Source organism: Chitinophaga sp. sic0106, from assembly GCF_019219075.1.
Classification (GTDB): domain Bacteria; phylum Bacteroidota; class Bacteroidia; order Chitinophagales; family Chitinophagaceae; genus Chitinophaga.
This window is the reverse complement of sequence record NZ_JAHUWJ010000002.1, coordinates 101051-114656: the sequence shown is the minus strand read 5'-3', so window position 1 is coordinate 114656 and position 13606 is coordinate 101051. Positions and strand designations below refer to the sequence as shown.

Below are 13606 nucleotides of genomic sequence, written 5' to 3'. Positions count from 1 at the left end.
AATATGCGAAAGATTAAACTTTACATTGCTGTAAGTTTGGATGGTTACATCGCCACCAATGACGATAACCTGGACTGGCTGATCAACTTCCCTCCCCTCGAAGGAGTAGATTACGGCTACACTGACTTCCTCGCAGGAATCGACACCTGCCTGATGGGCAATGAAACCTACCGCTGGTTGCAACGCAACCAGGAGGAGTGGGCTTATCCTGATCTCACAACTTACATTTTCACGCGTAATGCCAACACACCGGAAGCACCATATGTCAAATTTTTCAGCGGTGATATGGTATCTCTAGTGAAAGAGCTAAAATCCGGCACCGGCAAGGACATCTGGCTGATGGGCGGCGGGCAGATCAATTCCATTTTACTGGAAGCAGGCCTAATTGATGAAATGATTATTACCCATATGCCGGTAACATTGGGAACCGGTAAACCATTGTTTGGTGCGAGGGTTTCGCAACAGTTGTTTAAACTAACAAACCTGGAAAAATACAATAACGGTGTCACTCAAATGCACTACAGCAAATAAGGAAATGCACACCTGACCGCGGTTTCCTCGAAAAAAATTAATATATTAGCGAGCAGGCAAAGAATCTCGATTCCGGGCTTTGATCAATAGAATAGCACATTTCTGTGCTGGCACAAAGAATATTCACGCGTAATTAAACCACCTTTTCTGTATGCATGTACCACAACTAATTATTGACCTGGCCTTGATTTTAGGCGCCGCTGGGATAATCACCTTACTGTTCCGGCGGCTGAAGCAACCCATGGTGCTAGGTTATATAATTGCAGGTTTTATCGTAAGTCCTAACTTCAGCCTGTTCCCTTCCATCGGGGATACTACCGGGATCAAGACCTGGTCTGAGATTGGGGTGATATTCCTGTTATTTTCCCTTGGCCTTGAATTTTCCTTCAAAAAATTAATGCGGGTAGGAGGCACCGCTGCCATTACGGCCTTCACTGAAATTGCCTGTATCACCGTTGCCGGTTATTTTGTAGGGCAATGGATGGGATGGTCCTTCATGGATAGTATTTTTCTCGGCGGCTTGCTCGCCAGCTCCTCTACCACCATCATTATCCGCGCCTTTGAGGAGCTGGGTATTAAAAAGAAATCCTTTACCAAAATAGTTTTCGGCGTACTCGTTATTGAAGATATTGTAGTGATCCTGATGATGGTATTGTTGTCTACAATGGCCGTCAGCAAACAATTTGAAGGCGTAGAGATGATCCTCACCATCGGCAAACTGATGTTCTTCCTCGCACTCTGGTTTATTGCCGGCATATTTCTGCTGCCAACTTTTCTTAAGAAAATGGAAAAATATATCAACGGTGAAACGCTGTTGGTAATAAGTATAGCCCTCTGCTTCGGCATGGTCATCCTGGCCACTAAAGTAGGTTTCTCGGCTGAACTCGGCGCCTTTATCATGGGCTCCATTATCGCAGAAACCACCTCTTCTGAAAAAGTAGAACACCTGATCCAACCGGTAAAAGATTTATTTGGTGCCATCTTCTTCGTATCCGTGGGTATGCTCATCAACCCGGAAATGATCATTGAATACAAATGGCCGGTGCTGTGGATTACACTGCTCACCATCGTGGGTAAATGCATCAGTACCACCCTCGGTGCGCTGCTATCCGGCCAGCCACTCAAGCAAGCCTTACAGGTAGGTATGAGTATGGCGCAGGTAGGTGAGTTTGCATTTATCATTGCTACGCTGGGTATGACGCTGGGTGTTACCAGTGACTTCCTCTTCCCGGTAGCTGTTGGTACGTCTGCCATCACCACATTCACCACACCTTACATGATCAAATTTGCGCTGCCATTCTATAACTGGCTGGAAAAAGTACTGCCGGCAAAATGGATGGAATCGCTCAACCGATACAGTGCCAGTTCCCAAACCCTGCAAGGGGAAAGCGATTGGAGGCGCGTACTGCGTTCATACGTTCGCGTGATAGTGCTCAATGGTATTCTGATGCTGGCCATCACGCTGCTGTGTAAGTATTACATCGGACCATTCTTCATGAAACAGTTTGCCAGTCCGTTCTGGGCACGCATGGCCACAGTATTGCTCGGCATGATTGCCATGGCGCCCTTCATATGGGCCATGGTGGTGCAAAAGATCCAAAGTATTGCGTATAAGTCGCTCTGGCTCGACTCCAAGTACAACCGTGGCCCGCTCGTGGTGGCGGAGCTGATGCGCAGCGTGGTAGCTGTACTGATTGTAGGTTTCTTCATCAACCAGTTTTTCCCGCTGCTGCCGGCCCTCATAGGTACTATCCTGGGTATGCTGGTAGTATTGATTTTAGTGAGAAGTCAACTGCAGAAGTTTTATAACCGCATAGAAAAGCGGTTTATGACCAACCTCAACATGCGGGAAACAGCGGCGGAAGAAGCGAAGGCCAAACAGCTGGTAACACTGCCATGGGATGCCCAGGTGAGTGAAATCGACATTGATCCGTGGAGCACCCTGGTGGATATTCCGCTGGAACAACTGGAACTCCGCGAAAAATATGGCATTAACATCGGAGCTATCCGCCGGGGCGATGTGATTATTTACACCCCCAGCCGCTACGAAAAGTTATTCCCTTACGATAAAATCACGGTGATAGGCACTGATGCCCAGCTGGAAGAATTTAATAAAATCGCCAGCAGCAGCATCGATCATTCCAAAGGGGAAGAAAACGGCTCCAGCGAAAATATAGGCCTGGTAAGTATTGTAGTAGATGAAAATAATGGCCTCACCGGTAAAACACTGCGTACCTCCGGTATTCGTGAGAGTACACAGGCACTGGTAGTAGGCATCGCCAGAGGTGGGGAGAAAATGCTCAACCCTTCTTCTGATACGGTGTTTGAGTGGGAAGATGTAGTTTGGCTCGTGGGTAACCGCAAGCGGATACAGGATTTCCGCGGGTAATTTTTTCAGGCAACGCAAGAGGGGCGGCCAGGTGGCCGCCCCTCTTGCGTTTTATCGATCGCCGAAGGCGATCGATAAAACGCACACTATGATTTCTTCAAAAAATCCCTCAATACATACTGCAATATGCCACCATTGGTATAATACGCTATTTCAATGGCAGAATCCAACCGGCATTTTACGTTAAATACAATGTTGTTACCTTCAGCCGGTGTAGCCGTTACCGTTAATAACTTTCCTGGTTCCAGCGCCTCGGCAATGCCGCTGATACTGTACAGCTCCGTGCCGGTAAGCCCCAGCAGTTCTGCTGTTTGCCCATTAATATACTCCAGCGGCAACACGCCCATCCCTACCAGGTTACTACGGTGAATACGTTCATAACTCTCTGCCAGCACTGCTTTCACACCTAACAGGTTGGTACCCTTTGCGGCCCAGTCGCGCGAAGATCCGCTACCATACTCTTTTCCGGCCAGTATCAACAGTGGCACTTTATGTTGTGCATACTGCACACTGGCATCATAGATAGACATCACCATACCGGAAGGAATCACAGTAGTAAATCCTCCTTCTTTAGGTGACAGTTCATTTTTGATACGCACGTTCGCGAACGTTCCGCGGATCATCACTTCGTGGTTGCCACGGCGTGAGCCGTAGGAGTTGAATAAGCGCGGGTCGATCCCGTGATCTATCAGGTATTTTCCTGCGGGAGTATCTGATTTAAAGGACCCTGCGGGAGAGATGTGATCCGTTGTTACTGAGTCGCCAAGTTTCAGCAGTACCCTTGCACCTGCAATATCCTGTGCCGGTGCAGGTGTATCAGGCAGATCCTCAAAAAAAGGTGCCTCGCGGATGTAGGTACTGTTGCGGCTCCAATGGTAATTTTCTCCAACCGGCGCCAGAAGTCCCTGCCACTGGTCGTCCCCATCAAAAATCACGCGGTAGGTTTCCGCATAATCTGATTGCAGCACGGCTCTTTCAATGGCTTCATTTATTTCTTCCTGTGTAGGCCATATATCACGGAGATATACCGCTTCCCCGTTGGGGTCGTAGCTGAGTGGTTCTGTGAGCAGGTCGGTATCGATGCGCCCAGCCAGCGCATAAGCCACCACCAGCATAGGCGAAGCCAGGAAGTTCATTTTTACCTGCGGATGCACCCTTGCTTCGAAGTTGCGGTTGCCGGAGAGTGCAGAGGCCACTACCAGGTTGCCTTTGTCCACCGCCTCGGCAATATGTGGCGGCAGGGGCCCACTGTTACCAATACACGAAGTACAGCCATAGCCTACAATGTGGAAGCGCAGCGCTTCCAGGTCGGTGAGGAGGCCACTTCGTTTAAGGTATTCCGTTACCACCCTGGAACCGGGCGCCAGGCTGGTTTTCACCCAGGGCTTCACGCTCAGGCCGCGTGCTACTGCTTTGGCTGCCACAAGGCCTGCGCCTATCATTACGCTGGGGTTGGAAGTATTGGTACAACTGGTGATGGCAGCAATCACCACTGCCCCATCACTCAGCACATATTCCTGGTTTTTCAGCTTGATTCTTACGGATTGTAAACTGTCCTGTTCCACTTCTACGTCTTCTGTGGGCTTTTGTATCTCGTAGGTAAAAGTAGTACCGGAGCCTCCTTCCGACAGCCAGGCGGTATCGCGGCGCTTACTTTCCGGGGTGTACATCCGTTTGAACTCCTTACCAAGCAGTTCTTCAAAGCGGGCATGTACATCTTTGACCGGGATGCGGTCCTGTGGGCGCTTAGGACCGGCCACAGCGGATTCTACGCGGGCGAGGTCCAGCTCCAGGATGTCGGAATATTCGATCATATCTTCTCCGGTGCGCCACAGCATATTTTCCTTGCAGTATTCCTCTACTTTACGCACCAGCTCTTCCGGGCGATTGGTGCGGCGCATGTAACGTAACGTTTGATCATCAATCGGGAAGTAGGTAACTGTACAGCCAAATTCCGGCGACATATTGGAGATGGTGGCCCTGTCGGGAACGGTGAGGTGATCGAGACCATCGCCGAATACTTCCACGAACTTGTTTACCACGCCGTATTTACGCAGCAGCTCCGTGATGGCCAGCACCATGTCAGTGGCGGTAACGCCTTCTGAAAGTCGGCCGGTGAGCCGGAGGCCCACTACCTGCGGACATGTAAAGTACAGCGGCTGCCCGAGGATAGCGGCTTCCGCTTCGATGCCACCTACGCCCCAGGCGATCACTCCAATGCCATTCACCATAGGTGTGTGGGAGTCGGTACCTACCAGTGAATCCGGGAATATCCAGCCATCGCGCTCAATGATGCCGTGGGCAAGGTATTCCAGGTTTACCTGGTGACAAATACCCATACCTGGTGGTACTACGGTAAAGTTTTCAAATGCCTGCTGGGCCCATTTCAGCAGCTGGTAACGTTCCGTATTACGTTCATATTCGTAGGCTACATTTTTGGTGTAGGAGTAGTTGGTGCCGTAGAAGTCCACCTGCACGGAATGGTCCACAACCAGGTCCACCGGAATCAGCGGGTTAATGCGCGTACCATCTTTTCCTCTGCGTATTACCTCTGAGCGGATGGAGGCGATGTCCACCACGGCGGGCACACCGGTAAAATCCTGCATCAGCACGCGTGCCGGCTTGAAGGGAATTTCTTTATCTATTGGCGCAGGTGTCCAGTTGACAAGTGTTTCCACATGTTCATCCGTGATGGCAAACTTATCATAGTTACGAAGTACGTTCTCTAATAGAATCCTGATGGAAAAGGGGAGCCGGGAAATAGGTTTTCCCTGTTTTTCCAGCTCTGTCAGCGAGGCTATTTTTGCTTGCATTAGTATAGATTTTGACCATACTCTACAACCAGTAAGCCGCCTATATTGTTCGCGGAGAAATGCGGTAGGCGCAGCGGCGGGCGCCTTGTACGATATGATCTATACGGTTGACAATCACCTCCTTACCGAGCACCGACTGAAAAGCCTCCAGTTCTGCTTTGCAGAAGTTCTGACAGGCTTTGGCGGCCGCGCAAATGGGGCAATGATTTTCTACGAGCAGCAGCCCTTGTTCATCCTCGATACATTCGGCCATATAGCCTTCGCTGTTGCGGATGCCAGCCAGGGCGGCTACTTTATCTTTCAGGTGGGAGTATTGTTTTAATTCCGTGTTATATTTACGTATACTGTTTTTCTGCTGCGATTTTATCACTGCTTCGAGGGCGTCATCACCCAGTGTGTCGCGGATGGAGTTGATGAGGCGGACGGTGAGGTCCGCATGGGTATCCGGGAACTTTGCCTGGCCATTTTCTGTCAGGGACCAGATTTGCTGGGGGCGCCCCCTACCCTTGACAGCGGTGGCTGCCTGCACCAGCCCTTCTGCCGCCAGTTTATGCAGCTGAAAGCGGGCGCCTTCGGTGGTTACGCCTAATGCATCGGCGAGGGCCTGTAAAGGCAAAGAACCCTTTGTTTTAAGGATCCACAGCGCCTGCTCATTATCCGGCAAATTATTTTTCATAATAAACAAAGTAATTATTTGGTTTATTCACAAAACTACTAACTTTGTTCCACACTAAAAATTCAGACTGCCAGTATGAAAGTTTTATTATTTAACGGTTCGCTGGAGAAAAAGCCTACCAGCACCTCCTTTGCTATCATTGCCTACCTGCGTGAGCAGCTGGAGCGAAAGGGCATGGAAGTAACTGTATTCAACCTGGCGGAAGCATCTATCCCATTTTTTGATACCGCAGGCCTGCAGGAAATCCCTGATGCCGCCAGAGAAATGACTAAAATCTTCCGCGACGCGGATTTGCATATATGGCTGACGCCATTGTACCACGGCAGCATGACGGGCGCCATGAAAAATTGCCTGGACTGGATTGAAATCAGTTCACGCGAGCCCGTACCATACCTGACCAATAAAGTAGTTGGTATGGTTTGTTGGGCAGAAGGCGGTCATGCGATGCAGGGCATCAACACCATGGAAAACGTAGCCAAGGCATTACGCGCATGGGTACTGCCCTACTCTGTGCCGGCAGTCAGGGGCCACCTGTATAATAAGGCCGACTACAGCATTTCGGAAGAATACGGAAAGAAATTTGACCTCCTTGTAAATCTGTTAACAGACGTTAAATTCCAGTTTGCAGAGTAACAGCCCTGCCTGGAGATGTAGCAATGGCAGCATCGGGCTGCTGCTATTGCTACATTACGTTATTGCGCCCCACGGGAGTTATACCCTTTTATCTATACCCGCATAGTTATTACCAATACCTTATTCCCTTCTGATACTTTTTTCAGCGGTAAATTTGTATCTCTCCACAAATACCTGAAAATATGAAGAAAATTAAGCTGGGCATATTGGATCAATCGATTATAGCAAGACAAGATACCGCTGTGGATGCCATTCGCCGTACATCGGCGCTGGTAAAGCTGGCGGACGAGCTGGGGTACACCAGGTTCTGGGTATCGGAGCATCACAATTTCCCAAGAATTGCGGGTTCTACGCCGGAAGTGCTGCTGGCACACCTGGCCGGCGAGGCTAAACGCATCCGTGTTGGCTCCGGTGGTATCATGCTGCCTAACCACAGCGCCCTGAAAATGGCGGAAAACTTCCGTATGCTGGAAACGCTCTTCCCTGGCAGGATTGATCTGGGTATTGGCCGCGCCCCCGGCGGCGACCGCCAGACTGCCTCCCTGCTCAATCCATCCAACACCTTTAACGACCAGGAGTTTTTGCAGCAGCTTAAAGACCTTCGCAGCTGGCTCACGGATCATAAAAGCGGCGAAGGAAATTATGATAACATCATCGCCATTCCACAGGCCGAAACAGTCCCTGAAATGTGGATACTGAGCTCCAGCGGCGGCAGTGGCTATTTTGCGGCACACCTGGGCATGGCGCTGTCTTTTGCGCACTTCATCAATCCAAACGGTGGCCCGGAGGCGGTACAGCAATACCGCCAGCATTTCCGGCCTTCCGAGCTGCTGAAGGAGCCACAGGTAAATGTGGGCATCTTCGGGTTCACCTCAGAAAAGCAGGAAGAAATTGACCGCTGGCTCGCAGAAATGGATTTCCGCATGCTCTGGATCGAAACAGGCGCACGCGGGGAATACCCTACCTACGAAGAGATCCTGGAAATTGAATACACACCGGCACACCTGGCACGTATTGAATATAACCGCAAACGGATGCTGTACGGTACACCGGACCAGATGAAGGCAAAGCTGCTCCAGATCGCGGAAGATTATGATACAGACGAAATCATCCTCTCTACTTTTGCAGATGATTTTGAGGCGGTGAAAAATTCAGTGACGATCTGCGCTAACTTATTTTAATAATCACTATCTGCCCCGGCTTTCAGTCGGGGAGGCCGCGAGGCCGGGATTAGCGAGGCCAGGAACCTGAGATCCAACGCCCTGAAGATTTCTCCTACCTTAGCGGGAGAAATCTTCCGACCTGATAAAATATTTCTAACTAATTTTGCACTCTTCTAATAACTGAAGAACCGCGCGAGGATGTTTTTAAACTTACACAACGAGACCCGGGAACTCACTGCCAAACAATACAGAATAGCTACTTCCGTATTTTTCTTTATTTCAGGACTAGGTTATTCTTCCTGGGCTTCCAGGATTCCTTCTATTCAGGCGCAACTGCACCTGAATGAAGCGCAGCTGGGATTTGTACTGCTGGCACTCCCCATTGGCCTGATGGCCACCATGCCTATCACCAGCCACCTGCTGGGAAAATACAGCAGTCGTAAGATCATGATGTTTGGTGCGCTTTTCTTCAACCTCATCCTCAGTATGCCCGGATTCACGCAATCCATCTGGCAGCTGGCGCTGGTGCTGTTCTGCTTCGGCTCCGCACGTAACCTGCTCAACCTGAGCATGAACGGGCAGTCGGTGCTGGTACAAAAACTCTTCTCCCAATCCATTATAACTACTTTTCACGGAATATGGAGCATTGCCGGTGTAACCGGTGCAGGCCTCGGTTTCCTGATGATCAAATACAATGTGGCTCCCAGCTGGCACCTGTTTGGCGTAAGCTTGTTGCTGCTGGTGTTTACGATACTTTATTATCCCACTACGTTCCCGGATACACCTACCCCTGCCAGGGAATCGGAGAAAAAGCCGGCTTTTTCTCTCCCCGACAAATCCCTGCTCAAATTTTCGTTTATCTGCTTTGCGTGTATGGCTACAGAAAACACCATGTACGACTGGAGCAGCATTTATTATGAGAAGGTAGTAGGCGGCACCAAGGCTGATGCAGCCACCGCTTTCTGGATTTATATGAGCGCCATGACGCTGGGCAGGCTGTTTGGTGATAAGGTAGTGCAGCGTACCGGCATCAAACCTATTCTTAAATACAGCGGGGTGCTGATCCTTGTTGGACTCGGTACCGCTATCATTTTCCCGCATCCGGCAACGGCTATCGCCGGATTTATCTGCGCCGGCCTCGGCGTGGCTTGCGTGGTACCACTGGTATTTAGCCTGGCAGGCAAAACCGGCCATGCCAACAGTGGCCAAACCATTGCCAGCATATCCACCATTGGCTATCTCGGATTCCTCGTAGTACCACCACTGGTAGGCTTTGTGGCACAGGCTTCCAGCCTCCGTATCTCCTTTTCCATCATGGCCGTTTGTGGTCTGGTGATTATCTGGATGGTCAGCAAAATCAAGGAGGATTAATTCGTTTCCATCATTGCCATCTCCAGCCTTGGGATCATTCCCGCGGTCAGCAAATCATGGAGGATTAACGCGTTAAGAGATTTAACATTTCCAGGTGCAAAAAATTTCACTTTGTATTACAAAGTGACGTAAATTTGTTGTGTGACCCAAAATTGTCATTCTATGGACAAACAACAAATCCGCAACGCATATAAGATGTATTTGCTGGAAAACGGGAAAGAACCAGTATCGGTGTACATGCTGTGCAAAAGCATTGACATGCCGGAAAGTGATTTCTACGGATATTACAGCTCCCTGGAAGCAGTGGAAAGAGACATCTGGCTGGCTGTGTTTGAAGACACCATCCAGCAACTACAGGCCGACGAAACCTACCCGCAGTACAATGCGCAGGAAAAATTACTCTCCTTCTACTTCTTATGGGTATCCAAACTGCGGGAAGACCGCAGCTACTTCCTGCTGCAGCGGGATATTTTTACCGTTCCTTTAATTTACCGTAATAAACTGTCCACTTTCAAAACGGCATTTTACGATTACATTTCAGGCCTGGTAAAAGAAGGATATGTATCTACCGAAATAAAAGAGAGAAAATATATTTCCGACCAGTACGTACACGGATTTTGGGTACAGGCCCTGTTTGTACTCAAATACTGGCTGGAAGACTCCAGTGAGAACTTCGAACTCACCGATGCCGCCATCGAAAAAGCGGTGAACCTCAGCTTCCAGCTGATAGGCTCTAATACACTCGATAGTTTGCTCGATTTTGGCAAGTTTATTTTTATGAAGAAATAGTGATGAAGGAACAATCTAATATACCCACCGGAAAAGTTGAACGCGCCGGAAAGTTTGTTACCACCGGCCTTAAAGTAGGCACCAACTATATCAAGCATTACACCCGTAAGCTGATGGACCCTTCTGTCAGTAAGGATGAACTCCACCAGGATAATGCCGCCGATATTTACAATACCCTCAGCAACCTGAAAGGCAGTGCCCTCAAAGTGGCGCAAATGCTCAGTATGGACAAGGGTATGCTCCCAAAAGCCTATTCAGAAAAGTTTGCCATGTCCCAATACAGCGCGCCGCCGTTATCCGGCCCGCTCGTGGTAAACACGTTCATAAAAACACTGGGCAAAACGCCCACACAGCTGTTCGATAAATTTAACATGCATGCCTCCAATGCCGCATCCATAGGGCAGGTACACAAGGCAGAAAAAAATGGTAAACAGCTGGCCGTTAAAATCCAATATCCGGGCGTAGCCTCCAGCGTGAAGTCGGACCTGCGCATCGTAAAACCTTTCGCCATGCGTATTGTAGGCATGAACGAAGTGGATATGGATAAATATTTTGAAGAGATAGAAACCAAGCTGCTGGAAGAAACCGATTACCACCTGGAACTCCGCAGATCCATGGACCTGTCGGCCGCCTGCGCCCACATTCCCGGACTCCTGTTTCCCGGCTACTACCCGGAATATTCCTCCGACCGCATCATTACCATGGACTGGCTCAACGGCCTCCATCTCAAAGAGTTTCTGCAAACAAATCCCAGCCAGGAAATACGTAATAAAGTAGGGCAGGCACTGTGGGATTTTTACCAGTTCCAGGTGCATAAACTCCGCCAGGTACATGCTGATCCGCATCCGGGTAATTTCCTCATGCAACCGGATGGTAGCGTGGGCATCTTCGACTTTGGCTGTGTAAAAGTAATACCCGACGATTTTTACGAAAACTACTTCCAGCTGGTAGATAAGGAGATATTGAAAGATACCGCCCGCCGCCATCAGATCTATATCAACCTGGAAATGCTGCATCCTAACGATACCCCGCAGGAAGTGGCGTTTTTCTCAGAGCTGTTTCAGCATATGATCGACCTGATGACATTACCGTTTACGCTGGAAACGTTTGACTTCGGCAACGACAGTTACTTCAACGAGGTGTATGCCTACATGGATGAACTGTACAACATGAAAGAAGTACGGGAATCCAAGGTGGCACGCGGCTCCAGTCACTCCCTTTATATCAACAGAACGTATTTCGGCCTGTACAGCATCCTCAGCGATCTGAAAGCCAATATCATCACTGGCCAGCACCGCATCCAGCAACTGGTAGACGGTCATCAGCCCGAATAAGGATTCGTCGTATATTTTTCGCAGTTGGTCGCATTATGGCCCCCTAAAAAGCTATTATCTCTACCTTTATCGGATGAAACAAGGGTGGTATAATAATAAGTGGGCCATAATTGCCATGCATATATTTGCCTGGCTGCTGCTGTTTATGTTGCCCCGACTGCTGAAGCCTTCCTACGAAGATCCAAAGCCATCACCGGACCACGATGCATGGACCATTTTTTCTTTCATTTACTTCATGGCGCTGATCGGCTTCTTTTATCTCAATGCATTGGTATACATCCCTTCCTTTGTATATAAAAAGCGCTACCTGGAATATGCCGCCAGCATACTTACCGTACTCCTGGCCCTTTACAGCCTGCGCTACGCGTTTGAAATGGTTTTTACCCAGGCACATAAGGTAGATGTAAAACCAGCTTTCCTCTTTACTTTTTTCACTGCTTTCTTTATACTTTCTACCAGCACAGCGTTTCAAATGATACGCGACCGTTTACGGGAGGAAAGGCTGGCATCTGAAAAAGTAAACGAAAACTTACAGACCGAATTATCGCTGCTACGCTCACAGGTGAGCCCGCACTTTATGTTTAATGTGCTTAATAACATGGTGGCGCTGGCAAGGAAAAAGTCCGATGCCCTGGAACCCTCGCTGATCAAGCTCTCCAGCCTGATGCGGTACATGATTTATGAAACCGATGAGCAACAGGTGGAACTGGCAAAGGAAATAGATTACCTGCAAAGCTATATTGATTTACAGCAACAGCGTTTCGGGAAGAACGTGACCATCTCCTCAAAACTAAATGCACCTGAAACAGGCTACCAGATTGAACCTATGCTGCTGATACCCTTTGTGGAAAATGCATTTAAACATGGTACCGGAATGATCCAGGATGCACTGATTGCCATCAACCTGGAAGTACAGGAGAATGTGCTGTATTTTACCGTGAGGAATAAATATATGGACCTGCCACAGGAGATCAAGGACAAAACCAGCGGCATCGGACTCGTGAATGTGAGTCGCCGCCTCAACCTCCTGTACAATCAACAATATAAGCTCGATATCCGTAAACAGGATGGCTGGTTTTCTGTATTATTGCAACTAAATCTGCACTGATGCTGAAATGTATTGCCGTCGACGATGAACCACTGGCACTCGACCTCCTGGAAGATAATATTGCCAAAGTTCCCTACCTCCAGCTGATAGCCAAATGTAACAATGCGTTTGAAGCCATTGAGGTGTTGCAGCGCCAGTCGGTAGACCTCATTTTCCTGGATATACAGATGCCCGGCCTTACCGGGCTGCAGTTTCTGCAGTCGATGGCCAGCAAGCCCATGGTCATCCTCATTACCGCCTACGAAAAGTATGCGCTGGAGGGTTTTAATTTAGACGTGACCGACTATCTGGTAAAACCCGTGGCCCTGGAGCGTTTCATCAAGGCATGTAACAAAGCCCACGAGCTGTTTTTATTGAAAAGTGCCAGCAAAACCGGCAAAGAAGCGGCCCCGGAATTCTTCTTCGTAAATGTGGACTACAGCCTGTTTAAAGTGGTGTTCGACGATATCATCTGGATCGAAGGGCTTAAAGACTATGTACGAATTCACTTACGCAGCAGTTCCAAACCTGTTGTAACACGTATGTCCGTTAAGTCTATGGAGGAGCAATTACCTGCCAGCAAATTCCTGCGCATACATAAATCCTATATCATAGCGGTGAGCCACATTACCGCCATCCGCAAAAACAGTATTTTCCTGGATGAGCTGGAACTGCCTGTAGGCGATACTTTCAGGGATGCCATACAAGCGCTTACCGGTAAGTCAGGATTTTAAACTTTCGCAACACAACGAAGAATTCGGCATTTTCGTAGCATTATTTTCACCACTGGTCGCATTTACTGAAAAACATAATTTCTGCG

At 48.9% G+C, this 13606-nt stretch carries 11 protein-coding genes; 9 read left to right on the top strand and 2 right to left on the bottom strand.

The window, feature by feature from the left end:
* Nucleotides 1-3: 3 nt before the first annotated feature.
* On the top strand, nucleotides 4-531 hold the full coding sequence (locus tag KW844_RS03355; RefSeq protein ID WP_218375299.1) for a dihydrofolate reductase family protein: 528 nt from the start codon (nucleotides 4-6) through the stop codon (nucleotides 529-531).
* Nucleotides 532-682: 151 nt separating this feature from the next.
* Nucleotides 683-2920 carry a cation:proton antiporter gene (locus tag KW844_RS03350; RefSeq protein ID WP_218375298.1) on the top strand — a complete coding sequence of 746 codons (2238 nt, stop codon included), beginning with the start codon at nucleotides 683-685 and terminating at the stop codon, nucleotides 2918-2920.
* Between the two features lie 86 nt (nucleotides 2921-3006).
* Here the strand turns inward: KW844_RS03350 and acnA are convergent, their stop codons facing one another.
* Nucleotides 3007-5733: an aconitate hydratase AcnA gene (acnA, locus tag KW844_RS03345; protein WP_218375297.1), complete on the bottom strand. Its 2727-nt coding sequence runs from the start codon at nucleotides 5731-5733 to the stop codon at nucleotides 3007-3009.
* A 40-nt stretch (nucleotides 5734-5773) separates the two neighbouring features.
* On the bottom strand, nucleotides 5774-6409 hold the full coding sequence (locus KW844_RS03340) for a metalloregulator ArsR/SmtB family transcription factor (RefSeq protein WP_218375296.1): 636 nt from the start codon (nucleotides 6407-6409) through the stop codon (nucleotides 5774-5776).
* 75 nt (nucleotides 6410-6484) lie between these two features.
* Here KW844_RS03340 and KW844_RS03335 point away from each other — a divergent pair, with 75 nt between their 5' ends.
* From KW844_RS03335 to KW844_RS03305, 7 genes are all read left to right on the top strand, one after another.
* Nucleotides 6485-7042: an NADPH-dependent FMN reductase gene (locus tag KW844_RS03335; protein WP_218375295.1), complete on the top strand. Its 558-nt coding sequence runs from the start codon at nucleotides 6485-6487 to the stop codon at nucleotides 7040-7042.
* A 182-nt stretch (nucleotides 7043-7224) separates the two neighbouring features.
* Entirely contained in the window at nucleotides 7225-8223 is a 999-nt protein-coding gene (locus KW844_RS03330) for an LLM class flavin-dependent oxidoreductase (protein ID WP_218375294.1), read from the top strand.
* 180 nt (nucleotides 8224-8403) lie between these two features.
* Nucleotides 8404-9576: an MFS transporter gene (locus KW844_RS03325; protein ID WP_218375293.1), complete on the top strand. Its 1173-nt coding sequence runs from the start codon at nucleotides 8404-8406 to the stop codon at nucleotides 9574-9576.
* Between the two features lie 162 nt (nucleotides 9577-9738).
* Entirely contained in the window at nucleotides 9739-10365 is a 627-nt protein-coding gene (locus KW844_RS03320; protein WP_218375292.1) for a TetR family transcriptional regulator C-terminal domain-containing protein, read from the top strand.
* A gap of 2 nt (nucleotides 10366-10367) precedes the next feature.
* Entirely contained in the window at nucleotides 10368-11699 is a 1332-nt protein-coding gene (locus tag KW844_RS03315) for an AarF/ABC1/UbiB kinase family protein (RefSeq protein ID WP_218375291.1), read from the top strand.
* A gap of 73 nt (nucleotides 11700-11772) precedes the next feature.
* Nucleotides 11773-12807, top strand: a complete 1035-nt coding sequence (locus KW844_RS03310) for a sensor histidine kinase (protein WP_218375290.1) — start codon at nucleotides 11773-11775, stop codon at nucleotides 12805-12807.
* Complete coding sequence (locus tag KW844_RS03305; protein WP_218375289.1) at nucleotides 12807-13520, top strand: LytTR family DNA-binding domain-containing protein; 714 nt, start codon at nucleotides 12807-12809, stop codon at nucleotides 13518-13520. Before KW844_RS03310 ends, KW844_RS03305 begins: the two co-directional genes overlap by 1 nt.
* Nucleotides 13521-13606: the final 86 nt, after the last annotated feature.